Annotated in this window: 29 protein-coding genes; 1 reads left to right on the forward strand and 28 read right to left on the reverse strand. The window is 65.0% G+C overall.

Annotated features, from left to right (window positions below; translation table 11 throughout):
* The 26 genes from FLM21_RS19225 to FLM21_RS19350 all read right to left on the reverse strand — a co-directional run bounded on the left by FLM21_RS19225 (position 1) and on the right by FLM21_RS19350 (position 21829).
* The gene (locus tag FLM21_RS19225) at positions 1 to 1881 is read right to left on the reverse strand and encodes a hypothetical protein (protein WP_148717118.1); all 1881 of its coding nucleotides are present in this window, start codon (positions 1879 to 1881) and stop codon (positions 1 to 3) included.
* Positions 1882 to 1885: 4 nt separating this feature from the next.
* Positions 1886 to 3409, reverse strand: coding sequence for a baseplate J/gp47 family protein (locus FLM21_RS19230; protein ID WP_148717119.1), 1524 nt, complete (start codon positions 3407 to 3409; stop codon positions 1886 to 1888).
* Positions 3399 to 3815, reverse strand: coding sequence for a GPW/gp25 family protein (locus FLM21_RS19235; protein WP_148717120.1), 417 nt, complete (start codon positions 3813 to 3815; stop codon positions 3399 to 3401). The genes FLM21_RS19230 and FLM21_RS19235 overlap by 11 nt, the downstream gene beginning before the upstream one ends.
* A gap of 88 nt (positions 3816 to 3903) precedes the next feature.
* Entirely contained in the window at positions 3904 to 4551 is a 648-nt protein-coding gene (locus FLM21_RS19240; RefSeq protein ID WP_246120760.1) for a hypothetical protein, read from the reverse strand.
* 2 nt (positions 4552 to 4553) lie between these two features.
* Positions 4554 to 5192 carry a phage baseplate assembly protein V gene (locus tag FLM21_RS19245; protein ID WP_148717121.1) on the reverse strand — a complete coding sequence of 213 codons (639 nt, stop codon included), beginning with the start codon at positions 5190 to 5192 and terminating at the stop codon, positions 4554 to 4556.
* Positions 5193 to 5282: 90 nt separating this feature from the next.
* A complete protein-coding gene (locus tag FLM21_RS19250; protein ID WP_148717122.1) occupies positions 5283 to 6347 on the reverse strand; it encodes a peptidoglycan-binding domain-containing protein in 1065 nt (354 codons plus the stop codon).
* Positions 6348 to 6358: 11 nt separating this feature from the next.
* Entirely contained in the window at positions 6359 to 6910 is a 552-nt protein-coding gene (locus FLM21_RS19255; RefSeq protein WP_148717123.1) for a hypothetical protein, read from the reverse strand.
* Positions 6907 to 7794 (reverse strand): DNA circularization N-terminal domain-containing protein, encoded by an 888-nt coding sequence (locus tag FLM21_RS19260; RefSeq protein WP_148717124.1) that lies wholly within the window; start codon positions 7792 to 7794, stop codon positions 6907 to 6909. The genes FLM21_RS19255 and FLM21_RS19260 overlap by 4 nt, the downstream gene beginning before the upstream one ends.
* A 2-nt stretch (positions 7795 to 7796) precedes the next feature.
* Entirely contained in the window at positions 7797 to 8840 is a 1044-nt protein-coding gene (locus tag FLM21_RS19265) for a contractile injection system protein, VgrG/Pvc8 family (protein WP_148717125.1), read from the reverse strand.
* Positions 8837 to 10045, reverse strand: a complete 1209-nt coding sequence (locus FLM21_RS19270; RefSeq protein WP_148717126.1) for a hypothetical protein — start codon at positions 10043 to 10045, stop codon at positions 8837 to 8839. Before FLM21_RS19270 ends, FLM21_RS19265 begins: the two co-directional genes overlap by 4 nt.
* Positions 10042 to 10851, reverse strand: coding sequence for a hypothetical protein (locus FLM21_RS19275; protein WP_148717127.1), 810 nt, complete (start codon positions 10849 to 10851; stop codon positions 10042 to 10044). The genes FLM21_RS19270 and FLM21_RS19275 overlap by 4 nt, the downstream gene beginning before the upstream one ends.
* Before the next feature lie 3 nt (positions 10852 to 10854).
* On the reverse strand, positions 10855 to 11247 hold the full coding sequence (locus FLM21_RS19280; protein ID WP_148717128.1) for a hypothetical protein: 393 nt from the start codon (positions 11245 to 11247) through the stop codon (positions 10855 to 10857).
* An 86-nt stretch (positions 11248 to 11333) separates the two neighbouring features.
* Complete coding sequence (locus FLM21_RS19285) at positions 11334 to 12752, reverse strand: phage tail sheath subtilisin-like domain-containing protein (protein WP_148717129.1); 1419 nt, start codon at positions 12750 to 12752, stop codon at positions 11334 to 11336.
* A 751-nt stretch (positions 12753 to 13503) separates the two neighbouring features.
* Positions 13504 to 14139: an ATP phosphoribosyltransferase gene (gene hisG / locus FLM21_RS19290; RefSeq protein ID WP_148717130.1), complete on the reverse strand. Its 636-nt coding sequence runs from the start codon at positions 14137 to 14139 to the stop codon at positions 13504 to 13506.
* 12 nt (positions 14140 to 14151) lie between these two features.
* Positions 14152 to 14556 carry a DUF4870 domain-containing protein gene (locus FLM21_RS19295; RefSeq protein ID WP_148717131.1) on the reverse strand — a complete coding sequence of 135 codons (405 nt, stop codon included), beginning with the start codon at positions 14554 to 14556 and terminating at the stop codon, positions 14152 to 14154.
* A complete protein-coding gene (gene murA, locus FLM21_RS19300; protein WP_148717132.1) occupies positions 14556 to 15806 on the reverse strand; it encodes a UDP-N-acetylglucosamine 1-carboxyvinyltransferase in 1251 nt (416 codons plus the stop codon). The genes FLM21_RS19295 and murA overlap by 1 nt, the downstream gene beginning before the upstream one ends.
* A gap of 111 nt (positions 15807 to 15917) precedes the next feature.
* The gene (locus FLM21_RS19305; protein ID WP_148717133.1) at positions 15918 to 16097 is read right to left on the reverse strand and encodes a hypothetical protein; all 180 of its coding nucleotides are present in this window, start codon (positions 16095 to 16097) and stop codon (positions 15918 to 15920) included.
* Entirely contained in the window at positions 16094 to 16330 is a 237-nt protein-coding gene (locus FLM21_RS19310; protein WP_148717134.1) for a BolA family protein, read from the reverse strand. Before FLM21_RS19310 ends, FLM21_RS19305 begins: the two co-directional genes overlap by 4 nt.
* Positions 16331 to 16338: 8 nt before the next feature.
* Complete coding sequence (locus tag FLM21_RS19315; RefSeq protein WP_148717135.1) at positions 16339 to 17094, reverse strand: ABC transporter permease; 756 nt, start codon at positions 17092 to 17094, stop codon at positions 16339 to 16341.
* On the reverse strand, positions 17091 to 17990 hold the full coding sequence (locus FLM21_RS19320; RefSeq protein ID WP_148717136.1) for an ABC transporter ATP-binding protein: 900 nt from the start codon (positions 17988 to 17990) through the stop codon (positions 17091 to 17093). Before FLM21_RS19320 ends, FLM21_RS19315 begins: the two co-directional genes overlap by 4 nt.
* The gene (locus FLM21_RS19325; RefSeq protein ID WP_148717137.1) at positions 17987 to 18862 is read right to left on the reverse strand and encodes an MlaA family lipoprotein; all 876 of its coding nucleotides are present in this window, start codon (positions 18860 to 18862) and stop codon (positions 17987 to 17989) included. The genes FLM21_RS19320 and FLM21_RS19325 overlap by 4 nt, the downstream gene beginning before the upstream one ends.
* Before the next feature lie 6 nt (positions 18863 to 18868).
* Complete coding sequence (locus FLM21_RS19330; protein WP_148717138.1) at positions 18869 to 19132, reverse strand: STAS domain-containing protein; 264 nt, start codon at positions 19130 to 19132, stop codon at positions 18869 to 18871.
* Positions 19129 to 19734 carry an MlaC/ttg2D family ABC transporter substrate-binding protein gene (locus tag FLM21_RS19335; RefSeq protein WP_148717139.1) on the reverse strand — a complete coding sequence of 202 codons (606 nt, stop codon included), beginning with the start codon at positions 19732 to 19734 and terminating at the stop codon, positions 19129 to 19131. Before FLM21_RS19335 ends, FLM21_RS19330 begins: the two co-directional genes overlap by 4 nt.
* On the reverse strand, positions 19731 to 20216 hold the full coding sequence (gene mlaD, locus FLM21_RS19340) for an outer membrane lipid asymmetry maintenance protein MlaD (protein ID WP_148717140.1): 486 nt from the start codon (positions 20214 to 20216) through the stop codon (positions 19731 to 19733). The genes FLM21_RS19335 and mlaD overlap by 4 nt, the downstream gene beginning before the upstream one ends.
* Positions 20217 to 20238: 22 nt before the next feature.
* Positions 20239 to 21033 (reverse strand): lipid asymmetry maintenance ABC transporter permease subunit MlaE, encoded by a 795-nt coding sequence (gene mlaE, locus FLM21_RS19345; protein WP_246120762.1) that lies wholly within the window; start codon positions 21031 to 21033, stop codon positions 20239 to 20241.
* Complete coding sequence (locus FLM21_RS19350; RefSeq protein WP_148717142.1) at positions 21026 to 21829, reverse strand: ABC transporter ATP-binding protein; 804 nt, start codon at positions 21827 to 21829, stop codon at positions 21026 to 21028. The genes mlaE and FLM21_RS19350 overlap by 8 nt, the downstream gene beginning before the upstream one ends.
* A gap of 236 nt (positions 21830 to 22065) precedes the next feature.
* Here FLM21_RS19350 and FLM21_RS19355 point away from each other — a divergent pair, with 236 nt between their 5' ends.
* Entirely contained in the window at positions 22066 to 23232 is a 1167-nt protein-coding gene (locus FLM21_RS19355; RefSeq protein WP_187360001.1) for a type II secretion system protein GspD, read from the forward strand.
* Between the two features lie 339 nt (positions 23233 to 23571).
* On the opposite strand, the gene FLM21_RS19360 is transcribed toward FLM21_RS19355, so the two are convergent.
* Together FLM21_RS19360 and FLM21_RS19365 are read right to left on the reverse strand one after the other, a co-directional pair.
* Positions 23572 to 23886 carry an H-NS histone family protein gene (locus tag FLM21_RS19360; RefSeq protein ID WP_148717144.1) on the reverse strand — a complete coding sequence of 105 codons (315 nt, stop codon included), beginning with the start codon at positions 23884 to 23886 and terminating at the stop codon, positions 23572 to 23574.
* 178 nt (positions 23887 to 24064) lie between these two features.
* The gene (locus tag FLM21_RS19365; protein WP_148717145.1) at positions 24065 to 24745 is read right to left on the reverse strand and encodes a helix-turn-helix transcriptional regulator; all 681 of its coding nucleotides are present in this window, start codon (positions 24743 to 24745) and stop codon (positions 24065 to 24067) included.
* Positions 24746 to 24763: the final 18 nt, after the last annotated feature.

Here is a 24763-nt window from a genome sequence, read left to right on the forward strand (position 1 = left end):
TCATGGCAGGCGGCTCCAGTCGAAGCGAGTGGCGTCGAGCACCAGATCGAAGGCGAAGCGCCCTTCGTCGAGCGTCTGCACATCGGCCAGCGGTTGCTGGGCAGTCAGAGTGAGCCCGCCCTCGGCCGGCTCGTGGGTCTCGCGATGCGCCTGATGCAGCGCCAGCGCCAGTGGCGAGACCTCGCTGTCGTGTGTCTCGTGGTAGGGCGGCACCGGGAAATCGATCAACGCACGCACCCCGGCGGCACGGGCACGCTCGATGTCCTGCCGCATCAGCGCCACCGCGCCGCGCAGTTCGGCGTCGACCACCCACGGCGTCTTGGGCACGCGCAGGCGGAAGGTGGCAGGCGGGCGAGCCAGCCATTCCAGATGCAGCGCCAGTGGCGGCTTGGCCGCAGAATCACCATCGTCCTCGCCGGCGGTATCGGTCTGCGTCAGCGATTGCAGCAGCAAGGCGAGGAAGCTGTGTTCGGAATGCGCAAGATCGCCATCGATCAGCGCGAAGCGAGTGCCGTCCTTGTCGTTGGGGCCGGCGAAGACCGAGAGATGGCTGGTCTCGTCGGCGTCGGCGAACTCGGAATCCGGCTTGGCGAAGGTCAGCAACATCAGCGCGTTGTCACCGCTCACCAGTTGTGGCGTGCGCACCGCCTGGTCGAGCACGCCGCAGCGCATGGCCTCGCCTGCGCCGCCGCCGAAGCGGGAATTGACGGCGTCGAAGCGATTGCCCCACAGGTAGAAGACATCGCTGCTGACATCGCGTTCGGGTCGGCCTTCGGCCGTCACCACCGCGCGGCCGCCCGGATATTGCTGCAGCCAGCGATGATGCTCGGCACTGCCATTGCTGTCGTACGCGGGCAGGTCGATGCCCAATGCATCGGGATACAGATGCAGCGTTTCGCCGGGCTTGAGCGTGCCGGCGAACAGCGTGATCTCGCCGGTGCTGCGACTCTGGATCGCGGGATAGGCAATCGGCCGCTGAGTGGCGGTCAGCCGCAGGATGGGCCGATCGGCGAGCAGGCTGGCATTGTGCACGCCGAACACCCGGCGCAGCCGCGGCGCCGGCTCACGATGCTCTTGTTCCAGCACCGGATTGTCGGTCAGCTGCGCTTCGAACAGTGCGCCTCCCGGTGCGGTGCACGGCGCCTCCGGCCCGGTGCCGGCGCAATGCGGGCAGCGCTTGCGGCTGCCCAGCGGCATGGCCTGGGCAATCAGTGTGTCGCCTTGGCGGCGCATCGCCAGGGCCGGCTCGGCGCCGAGGTCGGCGATGGCCAGCGCCAGCAGCGCGCGCGGCGTGGTGATGCCACCGGTCAACAACGGCGCGGTCAGCTGCAGTCGCTGGCGGTAGGCCTCGCCGCCCTCGGGCACCAGCAAGGCACGCAGCCGGTCCATCGGTCCGGGATCGTCGTTCAGCGGCGTGACGTGCAGCGTTTCATCGAGCGAGGCGTGATCGAAGCGCAGGCCGGGGAACAGGTCACCGAGCAGGGCCAGGCCGCGTGCATGCGCCTCGCTGTCATCCGGGTTCCAGCCCACGCCCAGCAGATCGCGCAACGCATCGTCCAGATGCCGCGAAGTGGCGAAGTGCAGGTGCAGCCCGAACTCGTCCTCGGTCACGCGCTGCATCGCCAGGCGGGCAGGCAGCCGGTACACCTGCAGCAGATGCCCCAATCGCTCGACCGCGCTGTCGAGTTCGCCCAGGCGCTCGCCGTGCGCCAGCGGGCTCCAGCGGTCGTACAGCACCCGGGTCAGGTCGGTATCCAGGCGCGACAGCGCGCCGGCCATGCCCGCGATCACGGCACCGACGGCGCTATCGGCCGGCTGCGCGGTGTAGATGCGCGGCAACAGCTCGAGCAGGCGCTGGCGACGGAGGACGCTGCTGCTCATCGCGCTAGTCCACCCACTGCACCGGGTTGAGCAACAGGCGCTCGCGGTTGCCGAAATCGTCGCCCCGCACATTGGCCTGCAGCGCCGGCAGGTTGCCGTCGCCCAGCTCCACGGCGCGGCCATCGCGATCGTGGATCACCGTGGCGCGCACGTGATGAATCAGCTTGGCAAGCTCCGGCTTGTCGGCCTTCAGCGTGATGGCAAGCTGCTTGCTGTCCAGCCGTGCCGAACGGCGCTCGCCCACGGCATCATTGATCGATTCGACCAGCTGCTTGAGATCGTTCTCGATGCCCGGACGGTTGGCGGCCGGATCGGCCTTCAGCTGCACGGTCAAGCGCGCGTTGACCACCGACGGCTCGAGGCTGAGTCGCGGTGGCAACTGCTCCAGATCGACCACCACCCTGCCGGTGCGGCCCGGGGCGATATCGCCGTTCTCGACCACATAGCGGCTGACCTGGGAAGCCAGGCTGCCATTGGCCTGTTTGATGTACGGGGTCAGCAGTGCCAGGCCCGGCGTGTCTTCGACGCCCAGCACTGCGTCGTGACTGGCGAGGATGGCGCGGATCTTGGTTGCGCGGACCGTGTCGCCGATGGCGAGCTGACCGATGTAGTCGGCGAGCTGCTGCGTCAGCCGCGCCTCGATGGCCTTGCGTTCGCGCTCGCTGCGCTCGCCACCGGTCTCCAGCGTGGCGGTGATCTGCACATAGATGGTTTCGGCGCGATCGCACTGGAACAGGATGCCGGCAGGGCGCACCGCTTCGATGCGGCGCCGCGCCTCGTCGCGCACGTCATCGCCGATATCGGCGTCGCCAAGGATGATGGCGATCTCGCCGGGCCGCCCGTTGGGCTGCTCGATGATGCGCACTTCGTTGATGCCGACCGAGCGCGCCGCCTCTTCCATCGCCGACAGCGTACCGGTATTGGCGGCGCGCACCAGCCCCTGCGCCCGCTGCCGCAGCTCGGCATCGGTTTCCTCGCGCTGGCGCAACAGCAGGTCGCCCGGGTTGTGCACGGTTTCGATGCCGGCGATGGGGCGCGGCATCACCGCCAGCTGCCCGGCCTTGACGGTGCCATCGAACGCTTCCTGCGCCCGCACGCCCACGCCGACCTGCAGCTCGCCACGCGCAAGCACCGCCGAATCGACGGTGGCGCACAGCGGCACCCCACGTCCGGCCACCAGGGTGCCGGCGGGGATATGGATGTCCTCATTCGCCGGCGTGCCGCGGCTGAACTGTACCGAGCCCTCGAGAAAACCGCCGCGGCGGCGCTTCAGGCCGAGCAGCGCCACCACGTTGTCGAGCGCACCGCCCTCGGCGGTCTCCAGGTAGGCATTGCGGTAGACATGGTCGAGCTGCTCGTAGCACACGGCGAGCTCGCGGGCGAACGCCTCGGCGAGAGTGCGCACCACGCTGCCCTCGGTCACGTCGGTCAGCGGCTGGCGCCCACCGCCACCGGCGGCCATGTCGGCGAGCAGCGCCTCGGCGACGTCGGCAAATGATTTCTTCTGGAACGGCTGGTCAAGCGGCATCGAACACCACCTCTACTTCGGCCATGTCGCCGTCCCCCGCCAGCACCTGCGCCACCACTTCGACGGCATCGCGCCGGGTGCCGGCCACGTTGACCTTGACCGACAACACCTCGGCCACGCGCGGGTCCTGCAGCAGCGATTGGCGTACATAGCGCCGCATCAGCTCCAGGTTGGGTCGATCCAGTGTTTCGCCCAACAGGTCACGGATGCGGCTGCCGTAGCGGGCGTGGCCCAGGCCGGTGAGCTCGCCACGATCGACCAGCAGACGCAGCGCCAAGGCCTGCACCAGGTTGTCGACGCCGCTGACGGTGTCCAGGTCCTGCATGCCGACCGCCAGGTCGGCATCCTCGCCACGTGCGCCGAACACCAGGCGCAGATCGGTTCCATAGGGATCGGATATCACCACGATGCGGTTTCCTTGTTGGGGCGCGGATCACTTGCCCGCGCCGGTCGGCCAGCCTGCCCAAGCGGTGTATCCAGTTTCATCGCGGCGCTCACATCAGTCGTCCGGGACCGGCGCTGGCGCCGGGCGAGCACGGAATGCCCGGCGCGACCATCACCTGCGCAGCGAACTGCGTCAATGCAAGATCGACGGTGTTGGCCATCGCCTGCGCCAGATCGGGCGCGTGCTCGCCACGCAAGCCGTCGCGCTGCATGAAGCCCATGGCCGCCCCCTCGACCGACGAGGCCAGCGGCACCGGTTGCAGCATGCCGGGTGCGGTGGTGACGAAGCCGGCAATGGCAATGCCGGGCATCACCATGGTCTGGCTGGCGAACAGCTGGATGCCTTGGGCAATGGTCGCGGCCATGGTCTTCGCGAGGCCCGGCGCATCCTCGCCCTTGATGCCCTGGGCGGTCAGCTGCGCATTGCAGATGCCCTCGAGCTGCGGCGCGATCGGCCCGCCGGCAGGCGGCGGCATCAGCCGGCCGGGGCCGGCGGTGGCGCCATTGCCCGGCGGCGGGACTGCTGCAGCCGGAATGCCCGGCAGCACCATGCCCTGCGCAGCGAACAACGCCAGCGCCTGGGCCGTCGATTGCGCCAGCGCCTTGGCGAGGCCCGGCGCATCCTCACCCTGCAGCGCGGCGGCACGCACCATGCCGTCGGCGATCGATTCGAGCTGGGAAGCCTGCGGCGCCGGCATGGTCAGCCCTTGGCCTTGACGGTTTGCGACGGCACCAGCGGCTTGCCGGTGAAATAGCACTTGTGGCTGGCCTCGGTGATCACGCCGGCGCCGCCCTTGCCCAGGTCGATGTTGCCGGAGGCATCGATGGTGCAATCACCGCACTTGATGGTGGCATTGCCCTTGACCTCGATGTTCACGTCAGCCTCGCCGGCGATTTCGACATTGCCGTCCTTCTTCACCGTGACCACGGTCTTGCCGGCGGTGACGACGAAGGATTCCTCCTTGTCGATCGCGATATGCGTAGCGCCCGCCAAGGGCGAATGCACGCGCCATTCGTTCTCGTCGAACAGCGGCGGCGTGGCGTTTTCCGAGTACAGCCGACCGATCACCACCGCGCGGTTCGGGTCGCCACCGACGTAGCTCAGCAGCACCAGATCACCCACTGCCGGGCAGCTCGCCATGCCGATGTGCGGCGTGGCGATCGGCACCTTGCGCAGCTCCAGATCGGCCTCGCGCAGCTTCACATTGCACTCGTAGTGATGGGCATCACCGGCATCGGTATGCGGGAACACGCTGGTCACCACGCCCAGGTCACCCAGGCGCAGGTTGCGTAGCTCGTCGCGCACCACGGCGCGGATGACGGCGATCGGATCGCTCACGGCTCTTCCTGATTTGAGTTGCCTGCCCGCCAGGTGGCGTACAGGCGTATCGGTGCGGGCCCGGCATCGGCCGGCCCGCGATTCATGCGTTTACTGCGGTGCTTCCGGCTCGGCCTTGTAGCGCTTGGCGCGCTTGAGGCTTTGCGTTTCGGTATCCAGGTGCAGCAGGCGGTTCAGCGTGGCCTTGTCGAGCTTGCCGCTGAGCTCCAGGCCGTTGATCTTCTGGAAGGCCTTGAGACGTTCGGCGAACTTGTCGGAGAACACCTTGCGATCGAGGCCGCTCGGCACCGGATAGCCCAGGCCATCGAGGATGGTGTTGGCTTCAGCGATGTCGGCACCGGCCTTGTCGCCGGCAAACTGCAGCTCGAACACCGTTTCCTGGTTGTTGGCATCGCCCCATTTGCCGATGGTGCGTTGCGGCAGCTTAGCATTGGTGGCCAGCCAGACACGGCGCGAGCCGAGCGAGGTGAGCACCGCTTCGCTCGGGGTGGCGCCCTTGCCGAAATTCTGCAGCTTGAAGGTGTTGCCGAGGCCCCATTGCAGCAGGCGCAGCTTGCCGGTGGTTTCGATCAGCACGTGGTCGGTGGTTGCCGCGGCCAGGTCGTCCTCGCTGGTCTTCAGGTCGATGGACAGCAGCTTGTAGAGCTCGCGGCCGATCACTTCCAGGTCCTCGGGCTCGGGCACCTTGTCGGCGATAGCGACGATCTTGTCGATCACGCTGCCCACGTCCGGGATCGGCGCACTGGCGCTCGGCTCCTGGCCGATGGCGAGTTCCAGCGCATTGACGAATTCCTTGCTGGTGGCCTTCTTGATGAACTCGGCCGACACCTCGACCAGCGCCTTGGCGGCATCACCCTGGATCAGCAGGTCGGTGGCATCGAGCGAGAAGCGCTGCAGATAGCCCAGCGCGGTGACCAGCACATCCACCGTCTTGCTGACGCCGCCGGCGATCACGTCGTCCTTGAACTCGCGCACGCGCACGATGCGCACCCAGCGCGGCGCCTTGCTCGGGGCCTTGCTCGATTCGAGCGAGGTGCGCACCGCTTCGAGCAGCAGCGCCAGCGCGCGGAACGGGTTGTCGGCGCGATCGCCGGGAACCGGGACGGGTGCCGGCGTTTGCGGGGCGGGCGTGGCGGGTACGGGTGTATCGGGCATGATCGAGCTCCTCAGGACGTAACGGCAGCCGCTTGGGCGGCGGAAGGGTCGGCTTTCAGTTCAAGGACGGCCTGGCCGAGCGCATTCAGCGACTCGATCAATCCGGTCCATTGCTCGGGCGCCGTCAACGCGACGACGCCCTCGGCAATTTCCACGCTCTGGTCCAGCACGTCGGACACCTGGCGCAACGGTACGGCGACAACGCTGGCGGCCTGCGCCGCGTCGTCGATGTTGAGCGGATCGCCCTGCGGCAGCGCCAGGCTCTGCACCCACACGGCGATACGCTCGCTCATGCCGGCCATGCCCTCGGTCAACGGCGGCACGAGGCCCAGCAGCGCGACCAGCGCGTCGGCATCGATCACCATCCGGTGCAGCGGCACCGCGCCATCGCGCAGCTGGTCGAGCAGGCCCTTGGCCCGGTCGACCACTTCGTTCAACTGCTTGGTCGCACCCAGATCGCGGGCGATGTTGGGAATCTCCCTGGCCGTGTCGGTCTGCAGCAGCGCGGCGAGCGCATCGACCAGCGCGGCAAGGTCGCGCACGATGTCGGCCGGCGTGCTCATCGGCGCTCTCCACGGACGATGCGATCCAGTTCAGGCGGCAGCTCCAGGTTGCCGATGTCGGCGACGAGCTTGCCAGCCTTGTCCGCCACGTTCTTGAGGGCGGAAAGGAAGTCGAGGCCGCCGGCGAACGCCCGCATCAGCGAGCCGGCACGGCTCCAGTCGAAGTTCTTCAGTTGCTCGATCAGGTTGGCGCCTTCGGCGAGGTACTTGTTCAGCATCTGCCCCAGGCTGCCGGCCTTGCCGAGTGCATCGAACAGCCCCGATGCCTTGGCGGGATCGAGCGCACCCACCGCGCCGATCATGTCGCCAAGCTGGCTGGTGTCGAGCTGGTCGAGGCTATTGCCGATGGCGGCCCCCAGCGCGTCGGCATCCAGGTTGTGGATCAGCGCCGGGTTGTCGGTCAGCGCCTGTGCCAGCGACGCCGGATCCTGCAGCACCGCGGCGGCACCGACTGCACCGTCGCTCCAGGCGGCGGCATCACCAGCGATGTCGCGATTGACCGGCGCGAGCGCGGCACTGGTGGATTGCGGCGGCTCGACATGCTCGCGCAGGCGCAGGCTGAAGCGGTAGCGATCCGGGTAACCAGCCACCTGCCGTACCCGGAAGTCCTCGATCACCACATCGGTCAGATCACTGCCGACCACGATATCCGCGGCGAATGCCTGCGGCTGCGCCTTGGCATGCGCCACCCGCAGCGTTTCCAGCGCGCTCATCACCTCGTCGCCGAACAGCAGCCCGTCGATGACCACGGTGACCGGCTCACGCCCCAGATCCTGGAACACGCTGCCCTGCTGCTCCGGCACCCGCTGCTCGACGAGGGTACGCGCCTCCTCGGTGTGCAGGTTCTGCACGCCCTTGAGTTCGATCTTGCCGATGCGGACCATGGTCAGAACCCCACCCGGGTGACCAGACCGCGCGCGCGGTCCAGCGTGTGGCGCACCCGGCGTACCCGCAACGGCCCGCACCCCGCCAGCAGGCGCGTGGCCGGGTGCTGCGCGGGCAGGCGCTCCAGTTCGATGGTGTCGCCCGGCTGGATCGCGGGGGCAGCAAATACGTCCAAGTAGCCACGCACCGATCGGGCTGCCAGCGCCCGCATGCGGTTGTCCGCAGCCGCCTGTACCGCCTCACCGCTGCGCAGCGCGCCGTCGATGAGCTGCAACGGGGCGTCGCCAAGCTTGCCGCTGGTGATCTGGCCACGCTGGCCCAGCGCCGCCTTGCCGGCCACGCCGGCCAGATCGGTCGTCAGCCAGTGCGCCTTGTCTGCACCCTTGGCGCTGGCTGCGCCCTCGCCCCAGGCCTCGACGCTGTCGAAGGCCGGTGTTGCCGGCTGCAGCGCCAGCGCGATCACGGTCTCGCCGTAGCGGAACCGGTGCGTGTTCCCTGCCGTGGTGGCGGCCAGCACCTGCACCGCCCCCTGGCCATCGCAAAACGGGATCGCGCCAGCGAGGCCCGCCAGGCGCTGCACATGCGCGAGCACCGACGGGGCAGGATGGACCGCGTATTGGGCCAGCTCCGGCCCGGTAGCGACCTGACCGGCCTTGGCGCCGACCTTCTGCAGTAGATCCTTGATGATGAAATCCGCGCTGACGCTCTCGTAGGAAGCGGCCAGCCGCACGCGGGACAGCAGGGCGAGCGCATCCCAGGCCTCGATGCGCTCGCTGGCAGCGCCAAGGCGAACCTGCCCAGCCGTTCCGGTGTAGACGGTGGTGGCACCATCGCCGGTATTGAGACTGACCGAGACCGCGTCGCCTGCCGCCACCGGCGCATCCTCGCCGGCCGCGAATTCGATCAGGCACACGCCACCGGCCGCATCGAGGTCGATATCGACCACCAGGCTCAGCAGCTGGCGATCGCCGCGGTCGCGGCCGCTGCTGGCGCGGTAACTGCCCACCTTCACGCTGTAATCGGTACGTTGCTGGCTGGCGCTCATACATCCAGCCCCTGTCGCCGTGCCGCATCACGCAGCCACTCGGCCAGCGCCTCGCGCAGCGCTTCCGGATCGTCGGCGAGCTGCGGCGTGCCGCCACCAACCGCGACGTTGACATTGAAATGGTTGTTCACGCGGGCCGCCGGCTCGGCAGGCTGCTCATCGCTGGAGGCAACACCGCGAGCCTCGCCCACATCGAGCTCGGCCATGGTCAGGCCATAGGCCCGATCGAGCATCGGCTCGACCGCCCGCCCGACCCGCCGCAGCGTCTGTTCCGCTCCCCTGCTGAGCGTGTTTTCCGCCGTCGTCGGCATGGCAGCCGAAGCGGCAACGGGTTCGGGCTTGCGGGGCAACCACACGCCGGGCAACTCGGCGCGACCCGCAGCGCGCATTGCTTGCGCCAGCGCTGTCGAGCTGGCGGGTTGGAGGTGTTCAACAGCGGCAGCAACGCCGTGTACAGGCTCAAGCGCGTGCCGGCGCCCGGCGGGCAGAACGCGATCGGTGGGTAGAAAAGGTACCGTCGATGATTGCGCTGGCGGCTTGCTGGCGTTGGGCGCTTGAAACTCCGGCGCTTGAGCCTGACTGACCGAAGCTGGCGCGAGCGGCAAACCCGGCGTTGCGTCGCCTCCACCAAGCGCTTCAATGGGCGCCGATTCGCCATCGCGAAACGCCAGCTTGATGCCGGCTGCCGGGGGCAATGCCGGGACAACGTCGCTGCCTTGAGCGCCATGTGAGACGATTCCGGGCGCTGCTGCCGTTTGCACCGCCGCTGCCAGCAGCTGCGGCGCCAGCGGCGTGACGCGCCCTCGGGCATCGATATGCACCGCCACCTGCGCGCCGCGAGTGGGTGCCGCAACGACCGGAGCTTGCGTGCGATGGTGCATGCCCGCTTCGCTTGTCGAAGCCGGCACAGTCGAGGTCGGCGTATCGATGGCCGATGAGGGAGCGGCTGTGGCAGGTACTGCGTGAATCGGCACTGCAGTGCCTGCATGTGTTGCGGCCGATGGCGCTGCCAAGTACGGCGCGGCCCCCGGCCTTGCGCTGGCGGCAGGTACAGCAGGCACGCCATGTTCATCCGGCTCGGCAGCCTCCTCGAAGGCGTCTGCCTCCGGTTCGAACGCCAGGCCCAGCTGGCGGCTGGCCTCCTGCAACGACGAGACCAAGGGCCGCAGCAATCGGGCGCCCAGATGTTCCAGCTCGAAGCTCACGATGGATCGTCCTCGATCTGGATCACGAAGGCATCCGGGTGATCAGCGAGGCGCGGCTTGCGCGACGCAGATGCACGCGGTGCCGGTTCGGGCCTCTCGACCACGGCCATCAGCTGCAACAAGCGCTCGATCTCCACCGCCGGCGCCGCCCATACCTGGCTCGGTGTCCAGCCCAGTGCGCGGCAGGCGCGCAGCGTGCGCAGTGCCGTCTCCCGCGCAACCGGGCCTGCCGCCAGCAAGGCACGGTCTTCCTCGGCCACCACGTTCAGCGCCACGGTGGCATCGAAGAGGCGCCGCGTCGCAGCGGCATGCAAGGTGTCGATGGCCTGAGGCGGGGCAAGCTCCTGCACGGTGGCCCGGGTCATGCGGTCCAGGTAGCCGACGGCATCGAACCAGGCACCGTCCTCGTCGCTGTCGATCAGGCATTCGGCCAACGCCTGGCCGCGCTCGCCCTCGCTCCACGGCTGCAGGCGCGCAGCAGTGCCATCCAAATCGAGCCAACCGGCCTCGGCTGGGTTCACGGCGGGCTCATCGGCCCCACTGGCCCACCACAGCGCAATGGCGGCAAGTTCCTGCTGACGCGCCACCGGCACGTCCGAGCCTGCCAGCACGGCCTCGGCAAAGCCGGCGTGATCGAGCGTGGCGCCTTGCAGCGAGACGGTGACGCAGGATCGCAAGGCAGCCAGGTGCGCGGCGTAGGTCCACGGCTGCAGCGTGTAGCACTCGCCTTCCGAGCTGGTGATCGCCAGCGCGCTGGCGCCGCCCTGATGTTGCAAGGACCAGGCCGATCCGGCCACCTCCACCACGGCTTATTCCTCGCGGATGCGGGTCGCGGTGAAGACGTACTGGGTCAGCACAGTGCCGCCGGCGCCGATGGCGAAGTCCTTGGATTCGATGTAGCAATCGTCGAACGACAGCGTGCGCTTGGGCGAATCGGCCGCGTCGTCCTTCTTCAGGTTGGCGACCAGCTGGAACTTGGCCTGCAGCTCCAGGTGGCTGTCGAGCTTGTAGTTGGCCGAACGCACGGCCAGCTCACCCTGCACGGTGCGCAGGCCAAAGCTGACGCCGATGCGCTCGGCGCTGCCGACGGCGCGGATGTCCTCGCGCTCGGTGACGACGCGGAAAGCCAGCGACTGCAGGCCTTCGATGGCCTCGCCGTCGACCAGCACGTTGCTGCGGTTCGCGGAGAATACGGTGGGCATGATTCAAACCTCGAGTGGGGCGGCGCTCGGTGAGGTCGGCGCCTGCCTGCGGAAACGGGGAACGATGGATGATCAGGCGTTGCCGATCATGTCTGCACCAGCACCGTCGCGTAGATGTAGTCGATGGCGCGTACCGGCCGGACCGCGAGGTCGACGCGGACGATGCCCTTGGCGAAATCGTCCTGGCTGGAATACACGTTGACCTTGAAGGCCGGATCACTGCCGTCGGTCGACGGCACGATGGCGCCTTCCTTCTGCATCTGCACCAGGAACTCGACCAGTTTCTGTTTCAGCGCGCCACGGCCTTCCTCGTTGTTGAGTCGGCCGATGAACAGCTCACCGATCACCTTGATGCCGCGCACGGCATGGTCGGCCACGCGACGCACGCTGATCTGGTCGCCATCGGTGGTCAGGCCGCGCACCACGATGATGCCGCGACCGCGCTGGCTGACCACCGGCACCACATTGCGCTTGAGCAGCTCCTGCTGCAGCTCGACCGACAGCGCCGGTGCGGGCTCCGGCAGCGCAGCCAGCCGCTTGAAGGTAGGCGACTGGAAGTAATCGAGGCTACCGAGCGTGCCGGCCACCGCGCCAACCACGCCAGCCGGAGCCACCAGCACAAAACGGTCGGACACCAGGGTGGCGGTGAGCTTCTCGGCAGCGGTTTTGACGCCCGCTGCGTTGACGCCCGGCACCTGGCCCAGGCCGATCCGGCCCTGGCTCAGTGCGGACATGCGATCGCAGTGCGCGATCACGTCGCTGTAGATGCGGGCCAGCCGGGTCAGGTCACTCTGGTCCTGCACCGAGACCAGCACCATGTCGACATCGGGCTCGTTCTCCAGCAGTGCCAGCGCGGCACGATACTGCTCGGCACTCGCATCCTTGCCATCGGCCAGCGTAAACGAGGCGGGCTCGGCTGCGGCCTTGGGCTCCTTGAGCTTGTCCGCGTCCTCGACCACCCGCAGCAGCTGCGATTGCTGCGCCAGCACCTTCTGCACATTGCGAGCCTGGGCGGAACCGACGGAGAGATTGCGGTGCACTTCCTTGTATTCGGTCCCCGGCAGGCTGATCGTGAGATCGATCAGCAGCTGGGTGACGGCCTTGCCCGCCGCATCCTTTTCCTCGGTCTCGACGCTACGGGTCACCAGTTGCACCAGCGCGCCATTGGCCCACGGGCCGGGCGCGCGTGCCTGCAGCGTGAATGCGGTACCAGATGAAGCGGGGATCTTGACGCTGGCGGCGGTGGCACCGGTCACCGGGCTGACCACCAACTCGAATACGCCGTTGGACAGGGCGGGCGACGCCTCCGGCATGGCGAAGGCGGCCGCGGGGCCTGCCGATTCGATGAAGGAACGCCAGCTGGCGGCACGGGCAACACCACGCACGGCGCCCTTGTCGTCCAGCTCGGCCACGCCCACCAGACCCAGCACGCCGGACGGCGCCAGCTGCGGTGCCAGCACCTCCTTGACTACCTTGACCTCTACACCCGGGATGATCAGCGTCATAACCGCCCTCTCCTCACGTTCATCTGCTCAACGTCCGACGGGACGCCGACCGTGCATCGGAATGCATACGCGCGAGTTTATAAATTCAAAAGACATATTTTTCAAGTAATTTACCGAACGCTGATATTAATTTTTTGCTTCGTTGACTTATAAGTCGGCAAGTGATTACAGCTATCCGGCAAACTGAGGGACACTGCCGCGTAGCCGCGTGAGGGGATACCGATGGCCGGAAATGGCCAATCAGCTAGGGCGGCGCCGAAAGCTGCGCCAGACAGAAACTGAAGGATAGTGTCAGCGAGTGGCTTGAATCGAGGTGACTGCGCCCCGTCGCTCGACCTTCCCCGACGACCAGAACCCTTGGATAAAGCTTCGGCTTCATCGGGTCGGCGAGTTCGAATAGCCTGTCGCTAGCTTGCAACGCGGTACAGCACCGGTCGAAGGCGGCGCGGGTCAGCCAAGCCGGACCGGCTGCAGGACAGGGGTGCTGGTCTGTGGGAAATCACGAAGAGACTGGGCATATCACCGCGCCGGGCGATCAATCCGATCTGCAGCGTGCCGTTGGCGAGCGCAATGCTGTCCCGGGCAGGCGGGCAGCTAGCCCTCGTGGCGAAATCGACGGGCCGAAAACGCCACTTGATGAAGAACGGGCCGACCCCCAGCAGGTCGGCCCCATCGTACATGGCTACGTCGATATCGAACGACGGTGATCTAGCGGATGGCGCCGAAACGCCAGCTCATCCGCCCATCGTCATTACACGATGGCGCCAGCAAAGGCGTCGATCATCGGTTGGATGCGGGCGCCCTTGAGCTTGAGCGCGGCCTGGTTGACGATCAGCCGGCTGGAGATATCGCGGATATGCTCGACCGCGACCAAGTCGTTGGCCTTGAGCGTGCCGCCGGTCGACACCAGGTCGACGATGGCGTCGGCCAGGCCCACCAGCGGCGCCAGTTCCATCGAACCATAGAGCTTGATCAGGTCGACGTGCACGCCCTTGCCGGCGAAATGCTCGCGCGCCTGCTCGGTGTACTTGGTGGCGATGCGCAAGCGGGCGCCCTGCTGAACGGCACCGGCGTAGTCGAAGCCGTTGCGCACAGCCACCATCAGCTGGCACTTGGCGATCTCGAGATCGAGCGGCTGGTACAGACCAGCACCACCGTGTTCGATCAACACGTCGCGCCCGGCCACGCCGAGGTCGGCCGCGCCGTATTGCACGTAGGTGGGCACATCGGTGGCGCGCACGATGATGAGCCGCACGTCGTCGTGGTTGGTGCCGATGATGAGCTTGCGGCTGGCTTCCGGATCCTCGTTCGGCACGACGCCGGCAGCGGCCAGCAGCGGCAGCGTTTCCTCGAAGATGCGGCCTTTGGAAAGCGCGATGGTAATCATGGACAGGGCTGCTTATTTGAAGAGTTTCAGCGTCACCGGATACTTGGACCGCCAGCCATTGATGGCCTTGGCCGCTTCCCACAGCGCGAACATGGCCGAGCCGATGGCCACCCACCAGATCGGGAACAACGAACCGATGCTGCCGCTGGTGATCATGGCAATCACGTAGAGGCAGCCCATCAGCAGCTGGAAGTTGCAGGCCTGCACGGCATGCTGCTCGACGAATTCCGAATGCACGCGGGCAAACTGCAGCGTGAGGAAGGGAATCAGCAGCGCCAGCACCGGCATCGGCAGGTAGGGAATCCAAAAGAGGCCTGCCAGATGGGCCAGTACGGCAAAACCCTTCTCAGCCTGGGTCGGCGGCTTGGGCTTGCCGTCGGCATCGTCGCCGGCGGGCTTGGGGTTCAGCGTCAGCATCAGCGGATCCGCTCGATCTGCGCACCGATGCCGGCGAGCTTGGCCTCGATGTGCTCGTAGCCGCGATCGAGGTGGTAGATGCGGTCGACGATGGTTTCGCCATCGGCAATCAGGCCGGCGATCACGAGGCAGGCAGAGGCGCGCAGGTCGGTTGCCATCACGGTGGCGCCGGAGAGCTTCTCCACGCCGGTGACGACGGCATTGTGGCCGTCGACCTTGATATTGGCACCCATGCGCGCCAGCTCAGGCGCGTGCATGAAGCGGTTCTCGAAAATGGTCTCGGTGATCACCGCCGTGCCTTCGGCCACCGCATTAAGCAGCGTGAACTGCGCCTGCATGTCGGTCGGGAATGCCGGGTATTCCAGCGTGCGGATGTCGACCGCCTTGGGGCGCGATTTCATGTCGAGCGCGATCCAGTCGTCGCCCGCCTCGACATGGGCACCGGCCTCGACCAGCTTGTCGAGCACGGCGCCGAGGATGTCGGCGCGCGTATTGCGGCAGACAATGCGGCCGCGCGCGGCGGCGGCAGCCACCAGGAAAGTACCGGTCTCGATGCGGTCCGGCACGATGGCGTGCTCGGCACCATGCAGTGCCTTCACGCCTTCGATGGTGATGGTGTCCGAACCATGGCCGCTGATCTTGGCGCCCATCTTGATCAGGCACTCGGCCAGATCGACCACCTCGGGCTCGCGCGCGGCGTTCTCCAGGATGGTGGTACCTTCGGCCAGCACCGCCGCCATCATCAGGTTCTCGGTGCCGGTCACCGTGATCATGTCCGAGCGGAAACGCGCGCCTTTCAGCTTGCCGCGCGCCTTCACATAGCCGTGCTCGATCACGATCTCGGCGCCCATAGCCTGCAGGCCCTTGATGTGCTGATCGACCGGACGGGCGCCGATGGCGCAGCCACCGGGCAGTGACACCTGTGCCTCGCCGAAGCGCGCCAGCGTCGGGCCCAGCACCAGGATGGACGCACGCATGGTCTTGACCAGCTCGTACGGCGCGATGGTGCTGGTCACCGGGTTGGCAGTGATTTCGTACTCGTGGACATTGTCGGTCATCACCCGCACGCCCATGCCCTGCAGCAGCTTCTGCGTGGTCTTCACGTCCGCCAGCTGCGGCACGTTGGTGAGCCGCAGCGTATCGGCCGTCAACAGGCTCGCGCACAGGATGGGCAGGGCGGCGTTCTTGGCGCCGGAAATGGTGATGTCGCCGGCGAGCGGCGCGCCGCCGGTGATTTTGAGCTTGTCCATCGCAATCTTTCTTTCAAATCAAAGGCCCGCGCTGCGTGGCGGGCTGCACGCGCCCACTGGCGGGCGATGGCCGGCATTATCGCGCGTAAGCGACCTGCCGTGGGGGCTGGTTCAGAAGAATTTGACGTAGGCCCAGACGAGCAGCGCAATCACGATGGGCAGGTTGGCCAATGCCATCAACCGACTCGCACTGCGCTTGTTCTCTGGCGAACGCGCAGCACGCTTTGCGGCTTCGATCCGAGCCCGCTCGGCCTCGATGGCGGCAAGGCCAAAGCGCTCGCTATCCCTCACGGCTGCGCCTCTTGCGGGGTGCGCGTGGCACGCAGGCTGAGCGCATGCAGTTCGCCCGAATCGAAATGCGCCTTGAGCTTGTCCTTCACCAGGCGGTGACGATCGAGCAACTTGAGCCCCTCAAAGGCCGAGGAAACGATGGTGGCGTAGAAGTGGCTGCCATCGCCTTCCACTTCCACGTAGGTACAGGGCAGCGCTGCTTCGATCAACGCCTTGACGCTTTCAGTCTTCATTTTGCAAATCAGTGTCTTATCTTGTAGCCGGATTTTATCAGCCAGTATGCCCAGCCGGCGAGCAGCAGGAAAAAGCCCGAGACCACCGCCAGCGAGAACCATGGGTTCACGTCGCCCTGACCGAAAAAGCCGTAGCGGAAGCCATCGATCATGTAGAACACCGGATTCCAGTGCGAAACCGCCTGCCAGAACGGCGGCAGGCTATGGATCGAGTAGAACACGCCGGAGAGAAAGGTGAGCGGCATGATCAGGAAGTTCTGGAACGCCGCCAGCTGGTCGAACTTCTCTGCCCAGATACCGGCGATCAACCCCAGGATGGCCATCACGCCACAGCCCAGCGCCGCGAACACGACGATCCACAGCGGATGGGTGAATGGCGGCACGGCGAACCATAGCGTGACCGCCAGCACACCAGCGCCGACGATCAACCCACGCACCACGGCGGCCAGCACATAGGCGGCGAAGAATTCGAAGTGCGACAACGGTGGCAGCAGGATGAAAACCAGATTGCCGGTGATCTTTGATTGAATCAGGCTGGAGCTGGTGTTGGAGAACGCGTTCTGCAGCATGCTCATCATCGCCAACCCGGGAATCAGGAAAGCGGTGTAGCGCACGCCGGGATACGGTTGCACATGCGCATCAAGCACATGGGCAAAGATCAGCAGGTACAACAGGCCCGTGAGCACGGGCGCGGCCACGGTCTGGAATGCCACCTTCCAGAATCGCAGCAGCTCCTTGATGAACAATGTGGTGAAGCCGGTCATGCAGCCTCCCGCATCGTGGCGACGAAGATGTCTTCCAGATCCGGCTTGCTGACTTCGAGATCGCGGATCGACAAGCCGGATGCCTGCACGGCGAGCAGGATGCCCGGCAGTGCATCAGGATCGGCCAGCCGCAACTCGAAGCCGTCGTCCCGCTCAGCCACCAGCAGCGGCTTCAAGGTGTCCGGCAACTGCGCAGGCTTCACCCGCAGGAACACGCTGCGCGCCTTGTTGCGCTTCATCAGCGCCGCCTTGTCCTCCAGCGCGATCAGCCGGCCCTGCTTGAGCATGGCGATGCGGTTGCACAGCGTCTCGGCTTCCTCGAGGTAGTGCGTGGTCAGCACGATGGTGTGGCCATCGGCGTTCAGCTTCTGGATGAAGGCCCATAGCGTCTGCCGCAGCTCGACATCGACCCCGGCGGTGGGCTCGTCGAGCACGATCACGGGCGGGCGGTGCACCAGCGCCTGCGCCACCATCACCCGGCGCTTCATGCCACCGGAGAGCTGCCGCATATTGCTGTGCGCTTTGGCGGTGAGGCCAAGATTGGCCAGTATCTCGTCGATCCAGTCGTCGTTGCGCTTGATGCCGAAATAGCCGGACTGAAACTGCAGCGTTTCGCGCACGGTGAAGAAGGGGTCGAACACCAGCTCCTGCGGCACGATGCCGACGGCGCGGCGCGCGGCGCGATAGTCGCTGGCCACGTCGTGCCCCATTACCGACACCTGGCCCGACGTGGCCTGTGCCAGCCCGCCCAGGATGGAGATCAGCGTGGTTTTGCCGGCACCATTGGGGCCCAGCAGCGCGAAGAAATCGCCCAGCTCGACGGCGAAGCTGACTCCCGAGAGGGCCTCGAACGCGCCGTAGCGCTTGACCACGTGATCAAAGACGATGGCGCTCATTGCACCTCCAACGTGCCGTCTTCCTCTTCATCACCGATGCTGAAGCGCGCGCCACCACGGTCGGACTTGGGCGGCGCCGAAGCAGGCTGCGAAGCACCGTCCGCCACCGGGGCGGACGCGCTGTCGGCGGCCGGCGCTGCCGCATCGGTCGGACCAGGATCAAAGCTGTCGTCCGCGTCATCGGGCTCGCCCAAGGGCAGCGGATACGGCGGATTGCCGTCGTGGATCTTGCTCCAGCGGCGCTGCAGATAACCGTCACGGATGTATGCGTATTCGTCGGGCTGCGTCGCCAGCAGATCGCTGATAGGCAGGACATCCGCGCGGGCATCGACGATCCAAAGGCTGTAATAACCCACATCCCAGATGGGGCTCTGAATGAAATCGAGCGGCCCCATGAAATAGCGGCCGATCGGCTCGGCCGAATCGCGCAGCGTCAGTGGGCCGTAGAACGGCACCATCAGGTAAGGACCGCTCGGCACGCCGTAGAACCCCAACACCTGGCCGAAGTCTTCGTCACTCTTCTGCATGCCCAGACCGGTGCCCCAGTCGATCACCCCACCAACGCCCACGGTGGTATTGACCAGCACCCGGCTGAAGCTGTGCACGGCCTTGGTACCCTTGAACTGCGCAGCGGAGGCGAAGATGTCGAAGAAATCGTCGATGTTGCCGAAGAAATTCTTCACGCCGGTCTGCACCGGCTGCGGCACGTGCGCAACGTAGGCGCGCGTCACCGGCAGCAGCACCTTCTTGTCGATATCGCGATTCATCGCATAGAAGGCGCGATTCATCGGCTCGAGCGGATCATAATTGTTCTGCGGCGTGGCACAGCCCGCCAGCAGCAGCACGCCAACGAGGGCGAGCAGCCTACACATGGTTTTTCACTCCACGAACGGAAGCAGCGTATCTACACCATAGAGCCTGGCGAGCTGCAGCAAGCTCGCCGGCGCACCGACGATGGCGAGCGAGGTGCCAGCCGCCTGCGCCCGGCGCAACCAGGCAAGCAACACTGCCAGCGCAGCCGAATCGACGCGCGTCACCGCCGAAAGATCCAGCCTGACCGCCTCGCCAGCGATATCCGGCTCGGCCAGACGCGCAGCGGCGCTCGCCAGCGTGAGCTCGCCACCGAGCAACCAGGTGCTCACTTGGCAGCGGTTCCGTTCTTGGCGGCGTTGTTACGATCGGCCAGCTGCTTGATCAGGCCGTCTACGCCGTCCTTGCGGATCACTGCGCTGAACTGGTTGCGGTTGTTGACGATGAAGCTGATGCCGTCGACCGAGATGTCGTACACCTTCCAGCCGGCATTGCCCTTCTCGAAGCTGAAGTCGATCGGGATCACCTTCTGGCCAGGCAGCGACACTTCGGAGCGCACGCTCTGCTCGTTCTCGGTCTGGCCCGGGCGGGAGCCCTTCACTTCGACCTGAGCATTCTTGTAGACGGTGAGCGCCGACAAGTAGGTGCGGACCAGCATGGTGCGGAATTCACGGGTCAGCGCCTGCTGCTGTTCGGGTGTTGCCGTTTTCCAGTAACGACCGACAGCGAGCGCAGTCATGCGGGTGTAGTCGGCCAGCGGAGAGACACGCACGTCGACCATGTCGCGCACCTTCAGCGGGTCCTTGTCGTTCTGCTTGATGATGGCGAGCACATCCTCACTCACCTTGCGCGTGAGCTGCTCGGGGGTCTCTGCTGCGGCCAGCGCCGCCAGCGACATCAGGCCCATGACGAGGCCCATCAACCATTGCTTCATTGCGTATGCTCCTTTGCTTGTTCGCCCGCCGTTTCGGCCTTCGAGAACAGGAAGCGGCTGATCAGCTGCTCCAGTACGATGGCCGACGACGTGATCGTGATCCGGTCGTCCTGCTTGAGATTCTGTTCGTCGGCCCCCGGTTCAAGGCCGATGTATTGCTCGCCCAGCAGGCCCGAAGTCAGGATCTCGGCGCTGCTGTCGCGGCTGAAGTGGTAGCGGTTGTCGAGCGCCAGCGTCGCGCGCGCCACGTAACGCTCCGGATCAAGCTCAATCCGCGTCACCCGACCGACCACAACGCCGGCGCTCTTGACCGGCGCGCGCACCTTGAGTCCGCCGATATTCTCGAACTCCGCCGTGACTGTGTAGCTGCTGGATGCCGGCTGCGTGCCCTGGCTGCTGACCTTGAGGGCGAGGAACAGCAGCGCGGCCGCGCCCGCCACGGCAAACAGCCCCACCCAGAAATCGATCATTCCACGTTTCATTGCCATTATTCCAAGTGAATGTTCACGCGCCGCGAAACATGAAGGCGGTGAGCACGAAATCGAGCGCCAGGATCACCAGAGAACTCGTGACCACCGTGCGCGTGGTGGCATGGGAGACACCCTCGGCGGTCGGCGGGGCATCAAAGCCTTCAAACACCGCGATCAGGCTGATCGCCACCCCGAAGAACACGCTCTTGATCACGCCATTCATCACGTCCTGACCAAAGTCGACCTGCGACTGCATCTGGCTCCAGAAGCTGCCGGCATCGAGCCCGAGCAACTGCACGCCAATCAGATAGCCTCCGAAGATACCCATCGCACTGAACATCGCAGCGAGCAACGGCATCGAGATCACACCGCCCCAGAACTTGGGCGCGACGACGCGGGCGATCGGGTTGACCGCCATCATCTCCATCGCCGCCAGCTGCTCGGTCGCCTTCATCAGGCCGATCTCGGCGGTGATGGCCGATCCAGCACGACTGGCGAACAGCAACGCACCGACCACGGGCCCCAACTCGCGCACCAGCGACAACGCGACAAGGATACCCAGCGACGACGAGGCGCCGAAGCGCACCAGCGTGTCGTAGCCCTGCAACGCCAGCACCATGCCGACGAACAGGCCGGACACGGCAATGATCAGCACCGACAGCACACCGGCGAACCAGATCTCGCGCATGGTCAGCGAGAAACGCAGCCAGGAGGTCGGCGAATGCCGCAGCACCGCGACGAAGAAGCGGCAGGCAAAACCGAACTTGATGATGGCATCGGTCAGTGGCGCACCGATACGCAGGAACAACCGGACCACGGGATTAGCCACGCGCCACCCCCAGCTCCGCGGCATAGTCGGCGGCGGGCTTGTGGAAGGCCACCGGGCCATCCTTATGCCCGTGGATGAACTGGCGCACGAACGGATCCTCGGATGCCTTGACCGCTTCCGGTGTGCCCTCGGCGATCACCCGGCCACCAGCCAGGAAATACACGTAGTCGACAATGGCCAACGATTCGGCCACATCGTGCGTCACCACGACCGAAGCAGCGCCCAGCGCATCATTCAGCTCGCGGATCAGGCCACCGATGGTGGTGAGTGAGATCGGATCGAGCCCGGTGAACGGTTCGTCGTACAACATCACCTGTGGATCAAGCGCGATGGCACGCGCCAGCGCCACCCGCCGCGCCATGCCGCCGGAGAGCTCATTCGGCATCAGTTGCGCCGCGCCGCGCAGGCCGACCGCCTGCAGCTTCATCAGCACCAGATCGCGTATCAACGATTCGGGCAACCGAGTGCGTTCGCGCAAGGGAAAAGCAACGTTGTCGAACACCGAGAGATCGGTAAACAGCGCGCCGAACTGGAACAGCATGCCGAGCTTCTTGCGCCGCTCATAGAGCGCGGACTCGGACAGCCCAGCCATGTCCTCGCCATCGACCTGCACGCTGCCCCCCTCGGCGCGCAGCTGCCCACCGATCAGGCGCAGCAGCGTGGTCTTGCCCGAACCGGAACCGCCCATGATGGCGACCACCTGCCCACGCGCCACGGTCAGTGACACGTCGTTCAGTACGGGAGAGCCGTTGTAAGCAAAGCTCACCCGGTCGAAACGGACGAGGGCATCAGGCATGAAATTAGACTGGAGAGTACAAACGCGCATTTTAACGATCGTCTCCCGACAAGGCCAGTGCAATGCAACACAAACCCACTTGAGCAAAATCGACCGTCAGTCGCCTCGTTGTTAGGTTGTCAGCAAGTGACAACTATACCGAACCTTGATAATGCCAAAAGCATATTACTTACATTTCAGAGTATGACTACAGGCAAAAAAGCGCGGTGATACGAGGGTGCATAGCATATCAGTTCATGCTCAGGAAATATAAAGTCAGCTGCATATCAGTTTCCTTGGTGCTCCTGCTTGCCGGATGCGTATCGCGAACGGGGCTGGATGTCGAGGCACATCGGCACGTCACTGCAGCCAAACCGGTCGCAGGAACCATTCCCAAACCTCTCCTTTCCTCGCCCCCACTCCCCAAGCCAGCAGCGGTGCCGCGCCAGGAAACCTACAGCGTTGTGGCACATCGGTTACCGGTGAACAGCCTGCTGTTCGCACTGGCGCGGGACGCGCGCGTCAACCTCGACGTTCACCCTGGCATCAGCGGCGAAGTCACGATCAATGCGCTCGATCAGACGCTGCCGCAGATCCTCAACCGCATTGCACGCCAGGTGGACCTGCGCTGGTCGCTCGATGCCGGTGTACTCACCGTGATGCCCGATACGCCTTACCTCAAGACCTACCACGTCGACTATCTGAATCTGGCTCGCGACATGCGCTCCAGCGTGACGCTGGCCAACTCTGTTGCCGGTACCGGCAGCCCTCAGGGTGGAGGCAGCGGCGGCAACAGCTCGAATTCCCGGATCGAAAGCAGCAGCGAGCATCGCTTCTGGCAACGGCTGCAGGCAAACATCGAAGCATTGCTGGAAGCTGCGCCTGCCGCAGCCCCTGTCGCTCCAACAGCCACGTCGGCCTCGGGCGCTGCGGCCGTCGCAGTTGTTGCCACTTCCGCTCCTGTGGCGGCCGGCAGCACGCTCGTCATCCTGCACCCCGAAACGGGCACGCTGACAATACGTGCCTCCGAGCGCAACCATGCGCGCGTCGCCGACTATCTGGCCTCGGTCGAAGCCGGCGCGCGCCGCCAAGTGATGATCGAGGCAACCATCGTCGAAGTGGTGCTTTCCGATCAGTATCAGGCCGGCGTCGACTGGAGCCGGCTGACCGATGGCAGCGCCGGACTCAACCTTGGCACCAGCTTTACTGGCGGCAACCTCGCACAGTCCCCGTTCAGTGTGTTCAGCTACACCGATGTCGACGGTGTCTTCGGTGGCACCTTCAATCTCACGGTACGCCTGCTGGAGCAGTTTGGTCGCACGCGGGTGCTGTCCAGCCCACGCGTGATCGCGCTCAATAATCAGACCGCGAGCCTATGTGGAGTAAAAGCACACATATTGTGCTCAAAGCGAGGCAGTACCTAGCATCCAGAATTATTAAGATTCATACTTAACAGTCATAATTGCTTTAGCTGCACCAGTCGCGCCCCCACGCTATGACGGAAGCAGAACATACGTTTGGCCGACCTCTACAAGCGGTACCGCCGCTTCGCCGATACCCCCACTGAACGACTGTGGACATGTAACCCTGCTGTCGTGGATATGGACACGAGATGCGAGTCGAGCACAGCTTAGCGAGCGAGCATCGAAGTCCCTCTAGCGGGAGGGGACTTCTCACTTCTTTGGCTACTAAGTGTGCTCCCGACTGAAGAAGGCCAATAAAAAAAGCCCCATATTCCGGGGCTTTTTTCATAGCAGCGAATACTAGATACGCAATCCATCAAGCGGTTTGCCCGCCTGCAGCCAATCTTGCACCCACTGCGGCTTGCGGCCGCGGCCGGTCCAGGTCTGACTGGCATCAGCAGGATTGCGGAACTGCGCAATACCAGTGCTCTTGGCTGCCTTGGTACTCAAAGCGCCGCCGAGCACGTCTTGTAACGAAAAGCCTTTGGCTGCAGCGAGATTTTGCAGCTCTGCGATCAGGTTCTTTTTATCGCTGACCTTGCGCTGTTCGATTTCAGCGCTCAGATCTTTCTGCAGTTGATACATTTCGGGCAGTGACAGATTGGATAGATCCACAAAGCTCTCCTTTTCTATAGTTTGGGAAGTCAAACCACATTTAAAAGATAGCTCCGTAAAAAGACAAGCCAAACTTACAATATTAATATTATGTAATAAATCAGAAGCGCCGAGTCAGCAAAGACCTATGCAATTGAGGATTGGGTCAATGCGATGAAGTGCTTAACGAGCAGAGTCATTACGTCGCTGTGGCCACTCTCAATGCGAGTTCGGTCCGATTCGTGACATCGGCTTTCCGGAACAACGCGTGGATCTGATTGCGCACTGTATTTGGGCTGGACCCCAGCTCACGTGCAATCTGCTTGTTACTGAGCCCGCTTGCCAGAAGCTTGAGAATTTCGATTTCACGAGCGGTGTAGAGATACCACTCGAAGGCGGGTGCCTGCTTGGCTGCTGTTCCATATGAGAAGCCCGCCGCTTCATGAACGCAGGCCGCAGCGGTGGCAAGCTCCTGACTCACCGATTTAACCAGCTCCACATCTTCCCAACGATTCACGGAGCTCATAACGGCAAAGATCAGGTGATGTTCGCCAAGTTCGATGGCATGGATGGCAAAGCGCCGGCCAAAGCGGGGCTCCAGCATCAGCAGGCGCCTACCCACACAGGAACATTGCCCCAGATCCACCAAGGACGGGGCACGAACAGCGTTCCAAACCGCGAGCAGCGAGGCGCAATGACTTTGGAGCGTCTGGGGCTCTTCGTGTATTTCGCCATCCAGATACAGAATCTCTTCGATCTGAACCGCCGAGTGTTCAACCGTAGCGGTGCCTACCGCGAGGCAGTCGACATCGAGACGCTTGAAACGCGGCGTCTCGCCGAGAGCCCGTAGGTACTGCCAATCCAGATGCGTTTTTTCCATATCCTCATACTCCCACTG

This window comes from Chitinolyticbacter meiyuanensis, from assembly GCF_008033135.1.
In the GTDB taxonomy this organism is placed as follows: Bacteria; Pseudomonadota; Gammaproteobacteria; order Burkholderiales; family Chitinibacteraceae; genus Chitinolyticbacter; species Chitinolyticbacter meiyuanensis.